At 61.8% G+C, this 21,932-nt stretch carries 20 protein-coding genes; 13 read left to right on the top strand and 7 right to left on the bottom strand.

The features are described from left to right. Positions 1–102: 102 nt before the first annotated feature. Positions 103–1,107, bottom strand: coding sequence for a cytochrome d ubiquinol oxidase subunit II (gene cydB / locus ASD31_RS05520; RefSeq protein WP_056330547.1), 1,005 nt, complete (start codon positions 1,105–1,107; stop codon positions 103–105). Continuing rightward, positions 1,097–2,530 carry a cytochrome ubiquinol oxidase subunit I gene (locus ASD31_RS05515; protein ID WP_056330544.1) on the bottom strand — a complete coding sequence of 478 codons (1,434 nt, stop codon included), beginning with the start codon at positions 2,528–2,530 and terminating at the stop codon, positions 1,097–1,099. Before ASD31_RS05515 ends, cydB begins: the two co-directional genes overlap by 11 nt. A gap of 478 nt (positions 2,531–3,008) precedes the next feature. Between ASD31_RS05515 and ASD31_RS05510 the strand changes: the two genes are divergently transcribed. After that, complete coding sequence (locus ASD31_RS05510; protein WP_056330541.1) at positions 3,009–3,572, top strand: transglutaminase-like cysteine peptidase; 564 nt, start codon at positions 3,009–3,011, stop codon at positions 3,570–3,572. A 97-nt stretch (positions 3,573–3,669) separates the two neighbouring features. Here the strand turns inward: ASD31_RS05510 and ASD31_RS05505 are convergent, their stop codons facing one another. The 5 genes from ASD31_RS05505 to ASD31_RS05485 all read right to left on the bottom strand — a co-directional run bounded on the left by ASD31_RS05505 (position 3,670) and on the right by ASD31_RS05485 (position 8,152). Continuing rightward, a complete protein-coding gene (locus ASD31_RS05505) occupies positions 3,670–4,839 on the bottom strand; it encodes a M20 aminoacylase family protein (protein WP_056330538.1) in 1,170 nt (389 codons plus the stop codon). Position 4,840: 1 nt separating this feature from the next. Next, a complete protein-coding gene (locus ASD31_RS05500) occupies positions 4,841–5,641 on the bottom strand; it encodes an ABC transporter permease (RefSeq protein ID WP_056330695.1) in 801 nt (266 codons plus the stop codon). Between the two features lie 35 nt (positions 5,642–5,676). Further along, entirely contained in the window at positions 5,677–6,405 is a 729-nt protein-coding gene (locus tag ASD31_RS05495) for an ABC transporter permease (protein ID WP_056330536.1), read from the bottom strand. Between the two features lie 160 nt (positions 6,406–6,565). Further along, entirely contained in the window at positions 6,566–7,348 is a 783-nt protein-coding gene (locus ASD31_RS05490; protein ID WP_056330534.1) for a transporter substrate-binding domain-containing protein, read from the bottom strand. A 30-nt stretch (positions 7,349–7,378) separates the two neighbouring features. After that, positions 7,379–8,152 carry an ABC transporter ATP-binding protein gene (locus tag ASD31_RS05485; protein WP_056330531.1) on the bottom strand — a complete coding sequence of 258 codons (774 nt, stop codon included), beginning with the start codon at positions 8,150–8,152 and terminating at the stop codon, positions 7,379–7,381. Positions 8,153–8,360: 208 nt separating this feature from the next. Between ASD31_RS05485 and ASD31_RS05480 the strand changes: the two genes are divergently transcribed. The 12 genes from ASD31_RS05480 to ASD31_RS05425 all read left to right on the top strand — a co-directional run bounded on the left by ASD31_RS05480 (position 8,361) and on the right by ASD31_RS05425 (position 21,903). Then, the gene (locus ASD31_RS05480; RefSeq protein WP_056330529.1) at positions 8,361–9,239 is read left to right on the top strand and encodes a dimethylarginine dimethylaminohydrolase family protein; all 879 of its coding nucleotides are present in this window, start codon (positions 8,361–8,363) and stop codon (positions 9,237–9,239) included. Then, positions 9,236–9,853, top strand: a complete 618-nt coding sequence (locus ASD31_RS05475; protein WP_056330528.1) for a TetR family transcriptional regulator C-terminal domain-containing protein — start codon at positions 9,236–9,238, stop codon at positions 9,851–9,853. Before ASD31_RS05480 ends, ASD31_RS05475 begins: the two co-directional genes overlap by 4 nt. Before the next feature lie 73 nt (positions 9,854–9,926). Further along, entirely contained in the window at positions 9,927–11,117 is a 1,191-nt protein-coding gene (locus ASD31_RS05470; RefSeq protein ID WP_056330525.1) for a pyridoxal phosphate-dependent aminotransferase, read from the top strand. Then, a complete protein-coding gene (locus ASD31_RS05465) occupies positions 11,114–12,724 on the top strand; it encodes a 5-guanidino-2-oxopentanoate decarboxylase (protein ID WP_056330522.1) in 1,611 nt (536 codons plus the stop codon). Before ASD31_RS05470 ends, ASD31_RS05465 begins: the two co-directional genes overlap by 4 nt. A gap of 142 nt (positions 12,725–12,866) precedes the next feature. Beyond that, positions 12,867–13,295 carry a hypothetical protein gene (locus ASD31_RS05460; RefSeq protein WP_156392522.1) on the top strand — a complete coding sequence of 143 codons (429 nt, stop codon included), beginning with the start codon at positions 12,867–12,869 and terminating at the stop codon, positions 13,293–13,295. 108 nt (positions 13,296–13,403) lie between these two features. Next, positions 13,404–15,935: a protein translocase subunit SecD gene (gene secD, locus ASD31_RS05455; protein WP_056330516.1), complete on the top strand. Its 2,532-nt coding sequence runs from the start codon at positions 13,404–13,406 to the stop codon at positions 15,933–15,935. A gap of 485 nt (positions 15,936–16,420) precedes the next feature. Further along, on the top strand, positions 16,421–16,651 hold the full coding sequence (locus ASD31_RS05450) for a hypothetical protein (RefSeq protein WP_056330514.1): 231 nt from the start codon (positions 16,421–16,423) through the stop codon (positions 16,649–16,651). 146 nt (positions 16,652–16,797) lie between these two features. Continuing rightward, positions 16,798–17,262 carry an RrF2 family transcriptional regulator gene (locus ASD31_RS05445; RefSeq protein WP_056330510.1) on the top strand — a complete coding sequence of 155 codons (465 nt, stop codon included), beginning with the start codon at positions 16,798–16,800 and terminating at the stop codon, positions 17,260–17,262. 104 nt (positions 17,263–17,366) lie between these two features. Continuing rightward, on the top strand, positions 17,367–18,377 hold the full coding sequence (locus ASD31_RS05440; RefSeq protein WP_056330507.1) for a KpsF/GutQ family sugar-phosphate isomerase: 1,011 nt from the start codon (positions 17,367–17,369) through the stop codon (positions 18,375–18,377). A gap of 100 nt (positions 18,378–18,477) precedes the next feature. Further along, positions 18,478–19,746 carry a capsular polysaccharide biosynthesis protein gene (locus tag ASD31_RS05435; RefSeq protein ID WP_056330504.1) on the top strand — a complete coding sequence of 423 codons (1,269 nt, stop codon included), beginning with the start codon at positions 18,478–18,480 and terminating at the stop codon, positions 19,744–19,746. A gap of 168 nt (positions 19,747–19,914) precedes the next feature. Then, on the top strand, positions 19,915–20,574 hold the full coding sequence (locus ASD31_RS05430) for an ABC transporter ATP-binding protein (protein WP_056330501.1): 660 nt from the start codon (positions 19,915–19,917) through the stop codon (positions 20,572–20,574). After that, a complete protein-coding gene (locus ASD31_RS05425; RefSeq protein ID WP_056330498.1) occupies positions 20,575–21,903 on the top strand; it encodes a hypothetical protein in 1,329 nt (442 codons plus the stop codon). The last annotated feature ends 29 nt before the right edge of the window (positions 21,904–21,932 follow it).

The raw sequence follows: 21,932 nt of genomic DNA, 5'->3' as shown, positions 1-21,932 counted from the left end.
TGAATTTGATGGCAAGGCCGACCAGCGTCACCGTGGCGACGCCGAGCAGCCAGAGGCCGACGAACCAGAGCAGTTTTTTCGGCAGGCTGTTTTCCGTCGTCATCAGTGATAGCCCTCCTCGGGATCGACCTTGCCGCGAAACACCCAATAGGCATAGCCCGTATAGATCAGGATGATCGGCACCAGGATCAGCGCGCCGACAAGCAGGAAGATCAGGCTGTCGTCGGGGGCGGCGGCGTCCCAGATGGTCACCGACGTCGGCACGATGAAGGGATAGAAGCTGATGCCGATGCCGGCAAAGCCGAGCACAAACAGCCCGAGCGCGGCGAGGAAAGGTTGGGCGTCACGCTTGCCGCGAATACCCGTCAAAAGCAACACGAAGCAGCCGAGCACCAGGAGCGGCACGATGACGCTGAAGATCGCCGTCGGCCAGCCGAACCAGCGTTCGAGATAGAGCGGCTTCAGGAACGGCGTCCACAGACTGACCACGCCCATGGCGGCAATGGTGGCGAAACAGGTGCGCAGCGCAATCCTACGTGCCTTTTCGGCAAGGGCGCCGGTGGTCTTCATGACCAGCCAGGTGGAGCCGAGCAGGGCATAGCCGATCAGGATGGCAAAACCGGTTGCGATCGAGAACGGGGTCAGCCAGTCCCACCAGCTACCGGCATAGGCGCGGCCGATGACCGGGATGCCCTGGACCAGCGCGCCGAGCGCGAGGCCTTGCGAAAACGCCGCCAGTATCGAGCCGCCGGCAAAGGCCCAGTTCCACAGGAACTCGCCGCGCCTGGTGCGCCAGCGATATTCGAAGGCGACACCACGGAAGATCAGCCCGAGCAGCATGGCGATGATCGGCGCATAGAGCGCCGGCATCACGATGGCATAGGCAAGCGGAAAGACCGCCATCAGGCCGCCGCCGCCCAGCACCAGCCAGGTCTCGTTGCCGTCCCAGACCGGCGCGACGGAATTCATCATCACATCGCGATCGTGTTTTTCCGGAAAGAACGGGAAGAGGATGCCGACACCGAGATCGAAACCGTCGAGAATAACATAGGCGAGCACCGAAAAAGCGATGATGCCGGCCCAGATGAAGGCGAGATCAATGTCCATGCCCAGCACTCCCCTTTGGATTTCCCGTATGGATATTGCCGGCGGCGGGACCGGGCATGATGCCCGAGGTGCGGATCGGCCCGTCGTCGAGATCGGGCAGGGGATCGCGCGGCAGCCGCCGCATCAACCGCAGGATATAGAAGGTGCCGGCGCCGAACACGAAGAAATAGACGATGATGAAGGCGATCAGCGAAGAGGCGACGGCGGGGGCTTCGACAGGCGAGATCGATTGCGCGGTCAAAAGCTCGCCATAGACCGTATAGGGCTGGCGGCCGACCTCGGTGGTGATCCAGCCGGCAAGCACGGCGACGAACCCGGCAGGCCCCATAAGGACGGCGGCCCGGTGCAGCCAGTCATTGCTGTCGAGCGTGCCGCGATAGCGGCTCCACAGGCTCCACAGGCCGATGCCGAGCATGGCAAAGCCGACCGCCACCATGACGCGGAAGGACCAGAAGACGATGCCGACAGGAGGGTGCAGGTCCTCCGGGATGCTGTCGAGGCCGGCCAGCGGCGCGTTCAGGTCATGCTTGAGGATAAGGCTCGACAGTTTGGGGATCTCGACGGCGTAATCGACCCGTTTTTCGGCCGAATTGGGAATGCCGAACAGGATCAGCGGCGCGCCGTCGGGATGGCTGTCATAATGACCCTCCATCGCCATGATCTTGGCGGGCTGGTGCTCCAGCGTGTTGAGACCATGGAAATCGCCAGCGATGATCTGGATCGGCGCGACGATCGTCGCCATCCACATCGCCATCGAAAACATCGTGCGTGACCGGCGCGGGGCAGTATTCTCCAGAAGATGGAAAGCTCCGACCGCACCGACCACGAAGGCGGTGGTGAGATAGGCGGCCAGCACCATATGCACCAGGCGGTAAGGGAAGGAGGGGTTGAAGATGACCTCGAACCAGTCGAGCGGGACGAACTGGCCCGCCTCGTTCATGCCGAAGCCCGCCGGGGTTTGCATCCAGGAATTGACGGCGAGAATCCAGGTGGCCGAGATCAGCGTGCCGAGCGCGACCATGCCGGTTGCCAGGAAATGCAGTTTCGGCCCGACGCGGTTGAGACCGAACAGCATGACGCCGAGGAAGCCCGCCTCGAGGAAGAAGGCGGTCAGCACTTCATAGCCCATCAGCGGGCCGATGACCGGACCGGCCTTGTCGGAAAAGACGCTCCAGTTGGTGCCGAACTGGTAGGACATGACGATGCCCGAGACGACGCCCATGCCGAAGGCCACCGCGAAGATCGTCTTCCAGAAATTGAACAGGTCCAGATAGACCTGGTCCTTCTTCCACAGCCAGAGCGCCTCCAGGACGGCCAGATAGCTGGCAAGGCCGATGGAGAAGGCCGGAAAGATGATATGGAACGACATGGTGAAGGCAAACTGGATGCGCGCGAGCAGGGCGGCGTCAAAATTCTCGAACACGGGCACGTTCCTTTCTCGCGGTCGGCCTTTCTTTTCGCCGGCCTTTCATGGGTTCGTCCGAACCGGCGGTCATGCCTTGACCGGCATTGGCCGTTCGGCGGAACCAGAACCCTTGTGCTTAATCTGCGGCATCTGGAGAAAAGGTCAATGATCCCTCGGCGACCATAATGTCACGCTGCGACAATCGCCCGCCTGCGGCATAATCGCACCTCCCGCCTGCCTTCCAATGCGGTGCATTTTCATCGATTTGTCGGCGTTTTTGAATCGGATTTTCTTAAAAATGCGAATTGCGTAAAATTGTAGAGATCGGTTTAAGCGGCCCGCAAACTGTCCGATCTATGGTCTTCCCATCGGAGAACGAAACCGGGTGAACGGTTCCGCCGCATGATGCACCCTCCGCTGCCTGGAATGAATCCGGCATTCAAACCGACGCGCCCGGACAGGGGTAGACGATCGGAACGAAACAGGGACAGGGCACATGCTGAAACGAATTTTCCTTGCGATCACCATGTCGGTCGCCATTACCGCAACCACCGCCGCCCCGTCGCAGGCGATGAGCATTTCCTCCGCCGCACGCTCGATCAGCGCCGCCATGCCGGCGAAGAATGTCGAAATCAGCGCGCGCACGAGCCTTTCCAACCGGCTGTTCTGCTTGCAATATGGCGCCCAGTGCCGGATATCGGACCATCAGGTGCTGGCCTATACGAGCAAGCTGCGCACGGTGCTCGCCTCCGTCAATCGCGGCGTCAACCGCGCCATGCCGGAGATCCGGGCGCGCCGCGAATTCCTGTCGCTCAGCCTTTCGTCTTCCGCCGACGACCATGCGATGATGAAGCGCAGCCAGTTGATCCGCGCCGGCCTGCCCGCAGGCGCCATGCGGCTTGCCAGCGTCCTGTCGCCGGAAGGCCGCAGCCATTCGGTTCTGGTCGTCGCGACATCGACCGGCGATCTCGTTCTCGATCATCGCCGGACGGCGGTGATGAAGCGCCGCGACAGCGGCTACGACTTCGCGTCGCTAAGCGCGGTGCGCTTCATCGACTGATCGCCGGACGCGATCTTAAATTTGCCTGAACCAAATTTGCCTGAAACTGTCCAACTTGCCGCAGGAATGTCCCTTCCTGCGGCCTTTTTCTTTTGTCTCATGCCCTTGCCAGATAGGCTTCCGCCAGTTCCGTCCAGAAGGCGGCGCCAATCGGCAGGAGGTCGTCGTTGAAATTATAGGCCGGATGATGCAGCGGCCTTTCCTTGCCGGTGACGCTGGTGCCGAGGAAGAAATAGCTGCCCGGCCTTTCCTGCAGCATGAAGGCGAAGTCCTCGCTTCCCATGAACGGCCGTTCGAGATCGACCACCTTGTCCTTGCCGGCAAAACGGATGGCGAGATCGCGCAGGAAATCCGTCTCAGCCTTGTGGTTGATCGTAGCGTCGTAGCTGCGCTGATAGTCGACGCTCGCGCTCATGCCGAAGCTTGCCGCCTGGTTTTCGGCGACCAGCCGGATGCGCCGCTCCAGTTCGTCGCGCACCTTCGGGTCGAAGGAACGGATGCCGATAACGATTTCCGCGCGTTCAGGAATGATATTGCTGGCCGAGCCGCCATGGAAGGAGCCGACGGTAACGACGGTCGGGTCCATCGGATGGATGTTGCGCGAAACGATCGATTGCAGGGCCATGACGATCGAGGCGCCACAGACGATGGGATCGGCGGTTTCCTGTGGTTCGGCGCCATGGCCGCCGCGGCCATGGACAGTGATTTTCGCCTCGTCGACAGCCGCCATGATCGGACCGTCCCGGAGAGCGAACTGGCCGAACGGCAGGCTGGGCTCGTTATGGAGCGCAAAGACCGCGTCGCAGGGGAATTTGTCGAACAGTCCTTCGTCCATCATGATCCTGGCGCCGCCGAAATTCTCCTCGGCCGGCTGGAAGATCAGGTGCACGGTGCCATCGAAATTCTTCCGTTCGGCAATGGCGCGGGCCGCACCGAGAAGCATGGTCGTATGGCCGTCATGGCCGCAAGCATGCATCAGGCCCGGCGTCTTCGAGGCGTAGTCGAGCCCGGTTTCCTCGAGGATCGGCAGAGCGTCCATATCGGCGCGAATGCCGATCGAGCGGGCGCCCGTGCCGTTCTTCAAACTGGCGACGAGGCCGGTCTTGGCAAGACCGCGCGTGACGGTATACCCGAGGCTTTCCAGATGGGCGGCAACGACATCGGAGGTGCGGAATTCCTCGAGCCCGAGTTCGGGATGGGCATGCAGGTCGCGACGGATGGCGACCAGTTCCGGCATGGAATTGGAAAGGTTCACGTTCAAGGTCATGTCAGGCACCACGGGTTGGTATGCGGTTTTCAAGCGTGCGGAAGGCGAGGACGAGGATCGCCGTCAGGCACATATAGATGAGCGCCAAAAGCAGCAGCGGCTCATAGGTGATGAAGGTATCCTGCCGCACCTTGGAAATCACCGCATAGACATCGATAACGGTGATGGTGGCAACCAGCGGCGTCGCTTTCAATTGCAGCACCGTCTCGCCGTTCAGTGTCGGCAGGGCCCGGTGGATGGCGCGCGGCAGCCAGATGCGACGGAACACGGTCCAGCGGCTCATGCCATAGGCGCGGCCGGCTTCCAGCTCGCCGGCCGGCACGCCGGCAAAGGCGCCGCGCATCACTTCGCCCTCATAGGCCGCGAAGGAAATGGTCAGCGCCGCGACGCCATAGGGCCAGGATTCGCGCAGATAGGGCCAGAGGAAGGACTGGCGGATGGCCGGGAATTGCGGAAACAGCGAGCCGAGCCCGTAATAGAGAAGCCAGAGCTGCAAAAGCAGCGGCGTGCCGCGGATGACGGTGCAGAAGGACTTGGCAAGCGCCTTCAGCGGCCAGGGGCCGGTGACCTGCACAAGGCCGAGCGGCACGGCGATGAGGAATCCGAGGATCGAGGTGCTCACCAGCATGGCAAGCGTCACGAGGATGCCCTGTCCGAGCCGCGGCAGGTAGCGGGGCAGCCAGTCCCAGCGCATGAACCAGGCGATGGAAAAGACCAGCGCCGCGGCCAAGAGCAGAAGAACGATGCGATGCGGCTTGAAGAAGCTGTCCGATGTGGGCAGGTCTTCCGGCGTGAAGGCCATGGCATGGGTGGTGGCGTCGGGCGTGGCCGGCTCGGTCATGACTGCTCCACGAAGCCGCGCCGCGCGCGGCGCTCGATCAGCCTGATGAAGACATCCGAGACGAGAGTCAGCGCCAGATAGAGGACACCGGCGGCGCAGAAGAACAGGAGATAGGATTTCGTGGCGCCGGCCGCCTGGCGCGTCATCAGGGTCAGTTCGGAAAAGCCGACGACGGCGAGAAGGGCGGTGTCCTTGGTGGCGATCAGCCAGAGATTGGAAAGGCCGGGAATGGCATAGGGCAGCATGGCCGGCAGGGTAATGCGCGTCGTTACCTTGAACGGCGACATCCCATAGGCACGGGCGGCCTCGATCTGGCCAGCGGGCACGGCCTTGATCGCGCCGCGCAGAACCTCCGTCGAATAGGCGCCCTGGACGATGCCGATGACGAAGATACCGGCGGCAAGGCCGCCGATGTCGACGGTGCCGATGCCGAAAAGGCCAAGCACATGGTTGAGGGCGTCGGTGCCGGCATAATAAAGGAGCAGGATGAGAACCAGTTCCGGCACGGCGCGCACGATGGTGGTGTAGCATTCCATCAGGTCGCGCAGGATCGGCCCGCCATAAAGCTTGCCGCAGGCGCCGCCGATACCGAGTGCCAGCCCGAAGGCATAGCCGCCGACCGCGATCTTGATCGAGGCGACAAAGCCGCTCAGCAGCACGCCGCCCCAGCCGGGCGGCGAAAGCGCAAGCAGGCCCCAGTTGATGAATGATGCAGGATCAGCCATTGACCTCAATCTTTTGCGTGAGTGTTTGCCCCTCACCCTAGCCCTCTCCCCGCAGGCGGGGAGAGGGGACGACGGAGTTTGCCGCTTGTCCCTTCTCCCCGTCCACGGGGAGAAGGTGCCCGATAGGGCGGATGAGGGGCTTGCCCTTACCGAGCGGACATCAGCCCCCGTAAATATCGAAGTCGAAATATTTCTTCGAGAAGGTCTCGTAGCTGCCGTTTTCGCGGATCGCCTTGATGGCGGCGTTCAGCTTGGCTTTCAGGTCGTCTTCGCCCTTGCGGATGCCGATGCCGACACCGGCGCCGAGGATGGCCGGATCGTCCTTGACGTTGCCCTTCATCTCGCAGCATTCCTTGCCCTGGTCGCTTTTCAGGAAGGCATCGAGCGCGATCGCATCGGCCTGGACGGCGTCGATGCGGCCGGCGGCGAGATCGTTATTGGCTTCGTCCTGCGTCTGGTATTCTTTCACCGTCGCGCCGTTCTCTCCGAAATATTTGTTGGCGTAATCCTGGTGGACGGTCGAGACCTGAACGCCGATGGTCTTGCCCTTGATACCCTCAGGCGTCGCCTCGAAGGCCTCGCCCTTGGGGCCGATGACGCCGGTCGGCGTATTGTAGTATTTGTCGGAGAAGTCGATGGTCTTCAGGCGCTCCTCGGTGATCGACATCGAGCCGATGATCATGTCGATCTTCTTGGAGGTCAGCGCCGGAATGATGCCGTCCCAGGCGACGGGGGTGATCACGCAGTCAAGCTTGGCTTCGGCGCAGACGGCCTTCTGGAATTCCACTTCCCAGCCTTCCCAGTTGCCCGAAGCGTCCGGCGAGGTGAAGGGCGGATAGGGTTCGGCGGCAAAGCCGACCTTGACCTGTTCGGCCGAAGCCACCCCGGCCGCGGCGATGCAAAGCGCGAACGTCAATGCGATGGTGTTGAGCGTCTTCTTCATGCTGTTTCCCCTTTTTTGGTCGTTGAGCATTCAGTGGATGGAGCTGATGAATTTCTTCAGGCGTTCGGATTTCGGCGCGTCGAAGATCTCCTCCGGCGGGCCCTGTTCCTCGATAACGCCATCGGCGAGGAAGACGATGTGATTGGCGACATTGCGCGCGAATTTCATCTCATGGGTGACGAGGATCATCGTCCGCTTCTCGGCGGCGAGATCGCCGATGACGGCAAGCACTTCTCCGACCAATTCCGGGTCTAGCGCCGAGGTCGGCTCGTCGAACAGCATGACCAGCGGCTGGATGGCGAGCGCGCGGGCGATCGCGGCGCGCTGTTGCTGGCCGCCCGAAAGGAAGGCCGGATAAGCATCGCGTTTCTCGAACAGGCCGACCCGGCGCAACAGCGCTTCGGCTGTCTCGATGGCCTCGGCCTTGGATTTGCCGAGCACATGCACGGGAGCCTCTATGACATTCTGGAGGATGGTCATGTGCTGCCACAGATTGAAGCTCTGGAAGACCATGCCGAGCTGGGTGCGCAGGCGTTCGACCTGCTTGCGATCCGAGGGTTGCAGACCGTCGCGGCCGTCTTTCTTCATGGAAATGGTTTCGCCATGGATGGCGACCGAGCCGGAGGTCGGCAGTTCCAGCATGTTGATGCAGCGCAGGAAGGTGGATTTGCCCGAGCCGCTGCCGCCGATGATGGCGATGACGTCACCCTGCCGCGCCGTTAGCGAAACGCCTTTGAGCACTTCCAGCGGCCCGAAACGTTTGTGGAGGTCCGTGACCGCAATCGCCTGGGCTGGTTCCGTCATGAAGTAGCTGCCCCGTCGAGGCAGAGAGCCGGCATTGAACGCATGAAAACAGTTCCCCTGGTTTTCCTGTCGTGCGGCATTTTTGCCTGTCACGTTGTTCCATGAAGGTCATGGTGGCACTTGTGCAGAAATTATTCAACCGTATAATAACGGCCATGCCGCATTTTTCGGCGCCCTTCCGCAGACCAGATTTCAACAGGAGCAGATGATGACGGCTTATGGTTCGCAGGAAATGTCGGCCAATCTGGCGCGTGTCCTGATGCGTCGCCCGGGCGCAAGCCTTGCCTCCGCCGATCCGGCGAAATGGCATTACGGCCCGACATTCGACGGCGACAAGGCCGTGCGGCAATACGGCGAATTCGCCAGTCTGGTCGAAAAATCGGGCGCCGAAATCCTCTGGCTCGAAGACAAGGGCGACGGGCTTGCCGATGCCATGTTCACCCATGATCCGTCGCTGATGTCCGATCACGGCGCCATTCTTCTGCGGATGGGCAAGCCGCTGCGCGAAAAGGAGACGGCGCTGCACGAGGCGGCCTACAGGAAGGCGGGTATCCCGATCCTCGGTCGCATCGAGGCGCCCGGCACGGTCGAGGGTGGCGATTGCATCTGGCTCGATGCCGCGACGCTGGTGGTCGGTCGCGGCGTGCGCACCAACGAAGAGGGCATCGTTCAACTGACGCGGATGCTCGAGCCGCATGGCGTCACCGTGCTTGGCTACGATCTGCCGCTCTGGCAGGGCGAGGAAGCCTGCCTGCATCTGATGTCGGTGATGAGCCCGCTGTCGGCCGATCTGGCGCTGGTCTTTGCGCCGCTGCTGCCGGCATCCTTCTACCAGTTGCTGAACGAATGGGGCATCACGCTGATCGAGGCGCCGGCCGACGAATTTCATGCCAGCAACGGCCTCAGCCTCAATGTCCTGCCGGTCAGGCCGAAAGAGGTGATCATGGTCGCCGGCTTCCCCAAGACCAAGGCGGCGATGGAAGCGGCCGGTTGCAAGGTCGAGATATTCGAGGCCGATGCGCTCTGCATCGCCTGCGAGGGCGGCCCGACCTGCCTGACGAGGCCGGTGCTGCGCCGCGCCGCATGAACCGCCGGACGTTCCATCGCGCACCGGAGGGCGAGCGGCGGCAGGACCTGATCGAGGCGACGCTCGACACGATCGCCGAACTCGGCCTCCAGGGCGCGACGGTGCGCCAGATCGCCATCCGGGCGGGCGTGACGGCCGGCCTGATGCGGCATTATTTCGCCTCCAAGGACCAGATGGTGGCGGAGGCCTATCGTGCGATGCTTGCCAATTTCGCCGCAAGGGCCGGCGATGTGGCGGGTGAGCCCGGCCCGCGGCTGCGGCAGTTCATCGTGCTCAACCTTACGGCGCCGGTCGCCAATGATCGCAGCCTGTCGCTCTGGGCCTCCTTCATCAGCCAGGTGCGGGTGGATTCGGAACTGGCGGCAATCCATCGCGAAGGCTATCTCGCTTTTCGCAACGACTTGCAGGCGCTGATTCGCGATTTCCTGGTCGCGGAGGGCAGGCCTGCCGACGAGGCCGAATGCCGCCGCCACGCGATCGCCATCAACGGCATCATCGACGGGCTGTGGCTCGAAGGTTGCCTCGCAGGTGAATTGTTCGAAGAGGCGGAACTCGCCTCGATCGCGCTGTCGGCGATCGAAGCCCTGCTCGGGCTTTCGCTCGGCAGCCACTAGGACGAGGCATCGCGTCGGCGCCGGAGGGCGCTGAAGATGCCGTACATATTTGATCTAGGGGTAGGAGACACCCATGCGCTATTCATCGATCACCGACCGCCTGGCCGATCTCGGCTCGGGAAAATGGGCCCTGCATATCCGCGCCCGACAGATGAAGGCCAGTGGCGCCGACATTATCGAACTGACCATCGGCGAACCCGACCTGCCGCCCGACCCTGCGCTGCTTGCCGAGGCGCAAAGGGCGATGAATGCCGGACGCTACCGCTATTCGAACGGCCGCGGCGAGCCGTCGGTGGTGAACGCCCTGACCGCACGCTACGCCAAGCGCCGGGCCGACGTGACGGCTGAAAACGTGCTGTGTTTTCCAGGCACCCAGACCGCCCTTTTCGCCGTCATGCTCGGGCTGGTCGAGGCCGGCGACGGTGTGCTGGTCGGCGATCCCCTCTATGCCACCTATGACGGCGTCATCCAATCGACCGGCGCCCACCGCGTGACGGTGCCGCTGAGGCCTGAACATGGCTTCCACATGCAGGCGGCCGATCTCGAAAGCGCCATCACCCCGGAATGCCGGGTGCTGCTTCTCAACACGCCGCACAATCCCACCGGTGCGGTGCTGACGGCGGACGAGATTTCAGCGCTCGGTGCGATCTGCCGCAAGCACGATCTCTGGATCGTCTGCGACGAGGTCTATGAGGAACTGATCTTCTCCGGCCGGTTCGCCTCGCCCTTCGACGATGCGGACCTTGCCGAGCGGACCATCGTGGTGTCGTCGATTTCCAAATCGCATGCGGCGCCCGGTTTTCGCAGTGGCTGGGCGATCGGCCCTGCCGAGTTCACAGCGCGGCTCTTGCCTGTCTCGGAAACCATGCTGTTCGGCGTCCAGCCCTTCATTGCCGACATGACGGCCTATGCCTTGACGCATGAGATCGGGACCTCCGCCGAGATGCGGCGAACCTACAAGGGCCGGGCCGAGCGGATCGCCCAAGGGCTTGCGGATGCGCCCGGTATTGTTGCGTTGCCGCCGGAGGCCGGCATGTTCATCCTGCTCGACGTGGCAGGCACAGGACTCACCGGCGAGGCCTTTGCCTGGGCACTGCTTGAGGAGGAAGGGGTTGCCGTCATGCCAGGCAGTTCCTTCGGCGAAGAGGCGGCCTTCTACGTGCGCGTCAGCCTGACGGTGCCAGGCGAGGCGATCGACGAGGCCTGCCGCCGCATATCGAAATTGGCCACCCGACTGACTGCACCGAGGGAGCGTCGGGCATGAGCGAAGCGATGAAAACCGTTGGGGAAGTGCTCGTCGATCTGCTGGAGGCCAACGAGGTCGAGGTCGTCTTCGGCATTCCGGGCGTGCACACGGTCGAGCTTTATCGCGGCCTGTCCGCCTCGAAGATCCGCCACGTGACGCCGCGCCACGAGCAAGGGGCGGGGTTCATGGCCGATGGCTATGCGCGGGTCAGCGGCAAGCCTGGCGTTGCGCTCGTCATCACCGGGCCGGGACTGACCAATACGATCACGGCGATGGCGCAGGCGCGCCAGGATTCGATCCCGATGCTGGTCATCTCCGGCGTCAACCGACGTTCGTCGCTCGGTCACGGCCGGGGCCTGCTGCATGAACTGCCCGACCAGCAGGGCATGATCAAGACGCTGGCGCTCTATTCCCACACGCTGCTCAACCCGACCGACCTTGCCTCTGTCGTCGACAGGGCCTTCGCGATCCTCGGCTCCGGCCGGCCAGGGCCGGTGCATATCGAAATCCCGACGGATGTGATGAGCGCGCCGATCCCGACGCCCGTCCTGCGCAAGGCCGGCGCGACGCGACCACGCGCCGATGCCGAAACCCTGCAGAAGGCGGCCATTCTTTGCGGCGATGCCAGCCGGCCGGTGATCATCTGCGGCGGCGGCGCGATCACGGCCGAGGCGGAAATCCGGGAGCTGGCGGAACGCATCGGCGCGCCGGTGGTGACGACCGTCAATGCCCGCGGCATGCTGGCGGGGCATCCGCTGCGGGTGCCGGCAAGCCCCAGCCTCGATGCCGTGCGGGCGCTGGTTTCGGATGCCGATCTGGTGATCGCGCTCGGCACCGAAATGGGCCAGACCGACTACGACATGTATGCCAATGGCGGCTTTCCGATCCTCGGCAATCTCATCCGCACCGATATCGATGCCGCGCAACTGGCGCGCGGGCCGCATGCGGCGCTCTCCATCCTGTCGGGCGCGAAAACGGCAACCGCCGGCATTCTCGCATTCCTCACCGCAAATTCGCCGAACCGGGGCAAGGAGCGGGCGGCGGCGGCGCGCAAGGCGGTCCTGGCGGAGCTGACGCCGAAGATACGCACCGAAATCGGCATTATCGACGCCATCTACAAGGCCCTGCCGGAGTGCACGATCGTCGGGGATTCGACCCAGGCCATCTATGCCGGCAATCTCTATTGCGATGCGCCGCGGGCCAAGTCCTGGTTCAATTCGGCCACCGGTTTCGGCGCGCTCGGCTATGCGCCACCCGCTTCCGTCGGCGCTGCCGTGGCCGATCCGGACAGGCCAGTGATCTGCCTTGTCGGCGATGGCGGTATCCAGTTCTCGCTGGCCGAAATCGGCTCGGCCCGTGATGTCGGCGCCAAGGTCATTTTCCTCGTCTGGAACAATGACGGTTATCAGGAGATCGAGAATTTCATGGTCGAGGCCGACATTACGCCGGAGGGCGTCAAGCCGTCGGCGCCCGATTTCCTGCTCGCCGCCGGCGCCTATGGCGTCCCGGCCATGCGACTGGAGAAGATCGACGGCCTCGCTGCCGCCCTTGTCGAAGCCGCCGGACGCGACGGCCCCTCTCTGATCGAAATCCACCAGACCCGGACATCCGGTGCGACGGTCTGAACAACAACGCGCCGATGGTAAATATTTGACTTTGGCGACGGGCGGTGGTTTTTAGGCCCGCTCGCGCTGAATCGCACGCTCTTTCGGCATCTCGCGGCAGGCCGGCCCGCCAAAAAGGCTGGTGTGCCAAAGCAAAGGAACGATGTCCTCCATGGGCTGGAACGGCAACAGGATTGATCGCAGCCAAGCCGGCAGGTTTCTTGCCGTGCTGTGGTTTCTGGCGGCCGCCCTTGCCATGCAGTTCGTAGCCACGGCTCAGGGCTTTTCCTTGCGGCTTGCGGCGCAGCAGAGCGCCGGCGATTTCTCCAGCCCACAAGGCGACGCATCCGATCCCAGCCTGTCGCGCTATGCGGTTCGCGGCTTTCCCGTTGCCGATCTGCGCTTCATGGCGGACCGTGCCGACGGCAAGGCCTCGCCCGGCGGAACAGGTCCGTTCGTGCTGCCGGCACCCGTCTTCATCCCGGCCGTCGCCCTTGGTGGGGAAGCTGTCGGCGAGATTTCATCGACGTCCACGATCGCGGCGCGCGGCGATATCGTCCGGGTCCGCGGACCACCGGCGTTTTTTGCCTGACGGCTGCCTCCCGGGGCAGTCCTTGCGCGTCGGCGCACTCTTCCTTTGATGCACATACTCGCGTTCCAGGTTTTACCGGATGGAAGCGGGTCATAATGGAACCTCAATATGCGCACTTCGAAATGGGCCGTCCTGGCCTATGTCGCGATTACCCTCTTTGGTATCGTCGCGGCACTTCCCAATGTTCTCTCGCCGGCTGCCCGTGAGCGGTTCGCCGCCTTCCTGCCGGTGTCGCCGGTCACCCTCGGCCTCGACCTGAAGGGCGGCTCGCATCTGGTGCTCGAGGTCGATGCCGCCGGCCTGCGAAAGGCCCGGCTCGATACGCTTCTCGACGATATCCGTGGTGCGTTGCGCGCCGAGCGCGTGCCCACGTCCTCGGCCCGTATTGCCGGCGACGCGATTGCCGTGAAGATCGCCGATCCGGCCGACCGCGACAAGGTCATGCCGAAGATCCAGGAACTGGCCGCGCCGGTGGGCACGCTCGGTTTCGGGACGGGAAGCTCCGACATCGAGGTCACGACGGCCGGCGACACGATCAATGTGAGGCTGACGGAGGCCGGTCTCAGCGACCGCATGACCGCCGCCGTTGACCAGAGTCTGGAAATCATCCGCCGCCGCGTCGACCAGGTCGGCGTCGCCGAACCGCTGATCCAGCGCGTCGGCTCGGACCGCATCCTCGTCCAGTTGCCGGGCCTGCAGGATCCGACCCGCCTGCGCCAGCTGCTCGGCTCGACCGCGCAGATGAGCTTCCACATGGTGGACACCTCGGTCGATCCGAACAGCGGCATCGCGCCGCGCGGCGTCGATATCCTGCCCGGTGCCAATGATGGCGGCAAATATGCGGTGGAAAGCCGCGTGGCGATTTCCGGCGAACGGCTCTCGGACGCCAAAGCCGGCTTCAATCAGCAGACCAACGAGCCGATCGTTTCCTTCACCTTCGATGCCCAGGGCGCACGCCAGTTCGCCGAGATCACCCGCGATAATGTCGGCCTGCCCTTCGCCATCGTGCTCGACGGCAAGGTTCTGACGGCGCCGCGCATCAACGAACCGATCCCGGGCGGCCAGGGCCAGATCAGCGGCAATTTCACCGCCCAGGAAGCAACCGTGCTCTCGGCGCTGCTGCGCTCAGGCGCCCTGCCGGCACCGCTCACCATTATCGAGGAACGTTCCGTCGGCCCCAATCTCGGCTCGGATTCGATCCGCATGGGCGTCTATACCGGCCTTGCCGGCTTCGCCCTCGTCGTCGTGCTTATGGTGGTTCTCTACGGATCATGGGGACTGATCGCCAATCTCGGCCTTCTGCTCCATACCATCCTGACCATCGGCGTGCTCGGCATGCTCGGTTCGACGCTGACATTGCCTGGGATTGCCGGTATCATTCTCGGCATCGGTATGGCGGTGGATGCGAATATCCTGATCAACGCCCGTATCCGCGAAGAGACCGCAGCTGGTGCCGGCGCCATGAAGGCGCTCGATATCGGCTTCAGCAAGGCCTATGCGACGATCATCGACAGCAACGTGACGACGCTTACCGGCACCATTCTCCTGTTCATGTTCGGAACCGGCCCGGTGCGCGGCTTCGCCATCACCATGATGCTCGGCATCGTCATCTCGATGTTCACCTCGATCACCATCGTGCGTCTTGCAATGCGCGAAGTGGTCGTCCGCCGGAAGATGAAGAAGCTGGAAATCCCTTCGCTGTTCGGCAAGGTTCGACATCTGCCACAGATTTCCTTCATGAAGGGGCGCTTCGTCGCCATCGGCATGTCGGCTATCCTGTCGGTAAGCTCCGTCGTCCTGTTCTTCACGCCCGGTCTCAATTACGGCATCGATTTTGTCGGCGGCATCCAGGTCGAAGCTGTCTCGAAGTCCAAACTGGAACTCGCGGCCCTGCGTGACGAGCTTGAAGGGCTTGGCATCGGCGAAGTGGCTCTGCAGGAATTCGGGCAGGGACAGACTGTCCTGATCCGCGTCCAGCGCCAGCCTGGCGGCGAACAGGAACAGACCGTCGCGCTCAACAAGATCAAGGAGACGGTCGGCAAGGTCGTGCCCGATGTGAGCTTCGAGCGCACGGAAGTCGTCGGCCCCACGATCAGCGCGGAACTTGCCCGTTCGGGCTTCCTCGCGGTGGCGCTCGCGATGCTGGCGATCCTGTTCTACATCTGGTGGCGGTTCGAGTGGCACTTCGCGGTGGGCGCCATCGCGGTGCTCCTGCTCGACATCACCAAGACGATCGGCTTCTTTGCGTTGAGCGGTATCGATTTCAACCTGACGGCCATCGCCGCGCTGCTGACGATGATCGGTTATTCGGTCAACGACAAGGTGGTGGTTTACGACCGCATGCGTGAAAACCTGCGCAAGTACAAGTCGATGCCGTTCTCGGAACTGATCGACCTGTCGATCAACCAGGTTCTAGCGCGGTGTATCTTCACCTCGATGGCAACGGCCTTCTCCCTGGTGCCGATGGCGATTTGGGGCGGGGATGCTGTAAAGAGCTTCGCCTGGCCGATGATTTTCGGCGTCATCGTGGCGACCACCTCGTCGATCTATATCGGCGGACCGATCCTGCTCTTCCTAAGCCGCTGGTGGAAGGACCGCGAGACGGCCCGCGCGCCCGGGGTCGAATCGGTCAAGACCTGAACGGGTCGACGATAAAAATCGAAAGGGCGGCCTCGGCCGCCCTTTTTTCGTCACTGCGATGGACTAGATAAAGCCCGTATCGGAAACATCGCTCGAAACGAGATTCTCATTCTACTTTGCAGTAATCCTGAAACAGGAAATGCTTCATTTGCTGAGAATCTTGAGTAAATGAGCATTATTTTCCAACGTCCATCTATTTTAATTGATTAAAATGATGGTTTATTATAGCGTCTGAACATCCGCCAAGCCAATCAAGGGCGGATGCTCGTAACCTGCCGGGTGCTTGCCGCCACGGCCCAGCCTAGGGAGAGAGCCATGTTTTCGATTGACCGCATTGCCACCTTCAAAGGCACGCGTTCCCATTGTCGCGCAATAAAAGACCTTTGTGCGTTCGCCACCTGGCGAATGTGATCCACACACAGTCCTTTCTTGAAATTCGCACGATTTTGAATTGTCCGCGCTGCGCGCGGAAGGAGCGTCATTCCATGAACAAGCAGGTTATAGAATTCGACGGGGAAGCCGTCGGCGTCGTCGTTCCGGATGCCGGTCGGCTGAAATTCGTCGCTGTCAAATATCACGTCTGGGATCTGGATTCGCGGCGGTTTCGCTCGGCGGACGAGGCGAGGGCGGCGGTCAGCCGGTTGATGACCGCTCGCGATATTCCCGACGCGCCGATATCGCTGCCCGCGGCTGCGGGCGGATACGCCGCCGCCTGAGCCGTGAACGGGCAGAAGCGGCATAAAGCCGAGATTTTCATCAAATCGGTATATTGACATGGCTTCTCTTGTGCTATGCCGGATCATGTGACGGCAATCGACAAGGCGGCGCGGCTTTGCGCGCCTCTTTGTGAAAGAGCATAGGCATGCTGACGAAAAAGGGAAAATACGGACTGAAGGCGCTGGTAGATCTTGCCAAGCTGGAACCGGGCGAAACCGCGTTCATCACGGAGATCGCAACCCGCAACAATATCCCGAAGAAGTTTCTCGACACGATTTTGCTGGAACTGCGCAATGCCGGCATCCTGCGTTCGAAGAAGGGACCGGGGGGCGGCTATTCCCTGTCGCGGCCGGCCAGCGAAATCCGCATCGGCCAGGTGGTGCGCACGCTCGACGGCCCGCTGGCGCCGATCCGCTGCGCAAGCCGCACTGCCTATGAACTTTGCGACGATTGCAACGATCCCGAGACCTGCGAAGTGCGGCGCTCGATGACGACCGTCCGCGACGCCATCGCCGATATTCTCGATACGATGACGCTGGAAGATTTTGTCGGTAATCCCGGGCAGCCCCTTCTCGACGAGGATGGGCTTGGGGTGAAACGGGCAGGTTGATATCGGAATATTTTGCGAGTCAAAAAACGGACTGTCGTGGAATATTCATTTGATCTGACGATGCCGCGCATATAAGCGGTTCCAAATAATCAAGGAGCACGATGATGGGTCTCAGGCACGTCGATATGAACACCCCCGAACAGGATGCAGTGCGTCAATCGATCGCTCGATCCATTGCGGCTGCGGTCGATGGCGTGAATGCGTTGGCGACCTGCTTTTCCGCGGATGTCGCCCTGTCGCGCAGCTTTGTCGATGCGGTCGAACTGATCGCCCAGGGGCGTGGCCGTGTGGTCGTTTCGGGCATCGGCAAGAGCGGCCATATCGGCCGCAAGATCGCCGCCACCATGGCATCGACCGGCACGTCGGCCTATTTCGTCCACCCGACCGAGGCAAGCCACGGCGACCTCGGCATGATCACCTCGGATGATCTGCTCATTCTGCTTTCCTGGTCCGGGGAAACCGTCGAGCTTGGCAATATGCTGACCTATGCCAAGCGTTTCAACGTTGCCGTCGTGTCCGTGACGTCCAATGCCGATAGCCTCCTGGCGCGAAACTCCACAGTTGCCATCACCTTGCCGAAGGTGCAGGAGGCCTGCCCGCATGGCCTGGCGCCGACCACTTCTGCCATGCTGCAACTGGCCGTCGGCGATGCCTTGGCGATCGCCCTTCTCGAACGGCGCGGCTTTTCGGCGCAGGATTTCAAGGTTTTCCATCCGGGCGGCAAGCTTGGCTCGCAGTTGCTCTTAGTCCAGGAATTGGCACACAGCGGCGAAGCCATGCCGCTTTTGCCGCTGGGCAGCGCCATGGGCGACGCGGTCATCCAGATGTCCTCCAAGGGCTTCGGCGTCGTCGGGGTCCTCGATGAAGAGGGCCGACTTGTTGGCGTCATCACCGACGGCGACCTGCGGCGGCATATGTCGCGCGACCTTCTCCTGGAAACGGTCGATGCGGTGATGTCGCACAAGCCGAGGGTCATCACGCAGGGCATGCTGGCAAGCGCCGCGATGGAGCTCATGCAGGCGCAGAAGGTCACGGTCCTCTTCCTCGTCGATGATTCGGGCCTTCCGAGCGGCATATTGCACATCCACGACCTGCTTCGCGCCGGCGTCGCCTGAGCCCGAAACGGTATGCCGTTGATACGGACTTGGAACAGCGGTCTGGGAGCGGATATCCGTGCCTGAAGTGAACCATTCCGGAGGCAGTTCGCCAAAACACATGCCGGCCGCACGTGATGGCATCGTGACCTTCGCTTTCCATATTCCCGGCTGGAAGCAGTCGATCTTCAAACGCTATTTTCCAGAACGCTCGTTCATTTTCGTGCCAATGTACACAAGGGGGCGGGAATTCCTGCAGACATGGTCCGCCCGCATAGTGCGGGAAAAAAATCCTGAGATTTTCGTCTGGAGCCTGGAAGTGCCTGACGGCCTGCGCGCCTTTGCGGCACGGCACGGCATTCCCGTGACCTTCATCGAGGATGGCTTCATTCGCTCGGTGGAGGCCAATGCCAGCCGGACGCCGCCATTGTCGCTGGCGCTCGATCGGGGCACCGCCTATTTCGATTGTCGCGAGGCTTCCGATCTCGAACGGCTGTTGACCGAATATGATTTCGACAGGTCGCCGGATCTCCTGGCCCGGGCGGCGGCCGGAATCGACACGCTCTTGAAGACCGGCATCAGCAAGTACAATTCCGGGTCGGAAACCGATGTTGCAGCGCTCTACGGCCAGAGGACCGGCAAACGCGTGCTGGTTATCGGACAGGTGGAGGACGACGCCTCCATCCGTTACGGCTGCCTGACGCCAGTTACCAACAATGACCTGGTACGGCTGGCCGCCGCGGAAAACCCGGATGCGCAGATCATCTACAAGCCGCATCCGGATATCCTCAATCGCGTCCGTTTCGCCCAGTCGGACCCGCAGGACGTCGCGCATCTCTGCCTGATCGTCACCCGGCCGTTGTCGATGGCGGAAGCCTTCGAGACCATCGATCATGTTTACACGATCACCTCGCTTGCCGGCTTCGAGGCGTTGCTCAGGGGGATCAAGGTCACGGTTTACGGATGCCCGTTTTATGCCGGCTGGGGGCTGACGGACGATCGCCAGCCGAACCCCAGGCGAAAGCGGCGATTGTCCATCGAGGCGCTGTTTGCCGGTGCCTATCTTCTCTATCCGCGCTATTTCGATCCTGCGACAGGCAACCAGGTCTCGTTCGAGGAAACCGTTGCCGCCGTGAAGCAACATTTCTCGACAGGGACGGCAATGGAAGGCGCGCATCGGCAACTCGGTCCGCGGTGGCAGGCCTGGGGGCCCTATGGCGTTCTTGGCTGGCGTCATCTGATGACACCGCTCATAGCGCTGGCCATTACCAGGATTGGCCATCAGCGCGATGCGGAAAACTACCGGGAAGACCCCATCCAGTTCTTCCGGGAGCTGACGGATCGCAAATTCAGGCTGATCGGCCGGCTCTTCTATCCCTTCGACGGATGATCGCGATATGGTGCGTCTCCATCCAATCGTGCATGGGACTGATGTCGTTGCGTCCAGGGTCCGTCATGGCTACGATGCCATCGCCCTTGGTGCCTATGGTTTCGTATTTTTGACATTGTTTATTGGAATGGTATTGTTCACCGCTTCATACGCACTGTTGAGAAATGAATGATCAGGCTTGAACAGGCCACCAAATTCGCGCGCACCAGAGGCATCAACAAGCCGATCATCGATCGCGCCTCGCTGGTCCTGCAGCGGGGGAAGAGCATCGGCCTGCTCGGCCGCAATGGCGCCGGCAAATCCACTCTGCTTCGGCTGATCGCCGGAACGATCAGGCTGGACAGCGGTCGGATTATCCGCCGGGGTAAGATTTCCTGGCCGCTGGGCTTCCAGGGAAGCTTTCAGGCGACGATGACGGGCGAGCAGAATGTCCGTTTTGTCGCGCGCATCTATGGCGTCGATACCCGTGAACTGATCGACTATGTCGCGGATTTCGCCGAACTCGGTCCGTTCTTCAAGGCGCCCGTCGGCACCTATTCGTCCGGCATGAAGGCGCGGCTGGCATTCGGCTTGAGTATGGGCGTCAATTTTGACTATTATCTCGTCGACGAGATCACCGCCGTCGGCGACGTTAATTTCAAGAAGAAGTGCCGGGTCGTGTTCGAAAGCAGGCTGCAGGATTCCGATGTGATCATGGTGTCCCACAGTACGTCGACCATTCGCGACTATTGTGATTGCGGCGTGGTTATGGAAAATGGCAAATTAACCTATTATGATGATATTGAAGACGCGATCCGGGCGCATAATGTCAATATGAGGGAACGGTAGATGGCGGTCATCAAGAATCCGGCGAACACCGGGCCGAAAAATCCCGCCGTCGAGCGGATGACCGGCAAGGATATGGTCAAGCCGAAAAGCGTCCATCTTCTAGAGGGACTGCTGGGCAACGACGACCGTCTGCTTGTGCCCAAGGAAAAGAAAACCCAAGGCCGCAACAAGATCTATTCGATCGCCGCTAAGAAGGTCGCCAAGACGGGCTGGTTGAGCACGCTACGGCTGCGGCATACCGTGATCCTCGGCAGCTTTCTCGCCTTCGTTGCCGTGCCGGCGACGCTTGCGAGCCTCTATATGCTCTTTGTCGCGGCCGACCAGTATCACAGTTCCTCTTCCTTTGCCGTGCGCAGCATCGAGGCCGCCAATACGTCGGACATTCTCGGGATGTTTTCGCAGGCCTCCACCGGTAACACCGGTTCCGACAGCTATATATTGATGGATTTCGTGCACAGCGAAGCCATGCTGGCCGCCGTCGAGCAGAAGTTCGATCTGGAAGCGATCTACGCCGTGCGCGGATCCGATTATTTCTATGGAATGTGGTCGGGCTTGCCCGTCGAGGACAAGCTCGACTATTGGCGTGACATGGTTCATGTGAATTATGATCCGGCGTCGGGGATCATGCAGTTGCAGGTCAAGGCATTCGAACCGCAGCAGGCTCAGGAGATTGCCAGTTTCGTCATCGCAAAAAGCGAAGAACTGGTGAACAACCTGTCGGCCACGGCTCGAGACGGCGTCCTCAAATCGGCGCAGGATGAACTGGTTGTGGCCGAGGGGCGTCTTGCCAAGGCCCGGATTGCGGTGCGGGAATATCGCGACGTGTCGCAGGAAGTGGACCCGGTCGAGGGCGCGAAGCTGGCCCTCCAGCTCATTGGCGGCCTGGAACAGCAACTGGCGCAGATGAACGCCGATCTGGCGACGGCCAAATCGCAGATGAGCGACGACACGCCGCGCGTTCGCGTCCTGAAGACGAGGATCGCCAGCGTTCAGGAACAGATCGACGCGGAACGGCAACGGCTTGGCAGCGGCGATCCGTCCAAATCCGGCACCAATGATGTTGCCGGCCGCATCCAGCAGTTCGAAGTTCTGGAAACCGAGCGCGAATTTGCGGAGCGCGCCTATACCGGTGCTTTGGCCAGCATCGAAAAAGCCCGCCTGGATGCCTCCAACAAGCAGCGTTATCTCGCCGTCTTCATCCAGCCGACGCTGTCGCAGCTGGCGCAATATCCGACGCGTATCCTCAATTCTTTCCTGGTCGGGCTGGGTCTCCTGTTTGCCTGGGGCATTTTCGTCATGGGCTATTATAATATCCGCGATCGGACCTGAGGCCTGATTTCTGCCGCAAGCCGTTGTGG

Origin of the sequence: Rhizobium sp. Root482, from assembly GCF_001426565.1 — a bacterium.
Classification (GTDB): Bacteria; Pseudomonadota; Alphaproteobacteria; order Rhizobiales; family Rhizobiaceae; genus Pararhizobium.
This window is presented reverse-complemented; position numbering and strand designations above follow the sequence as displayed.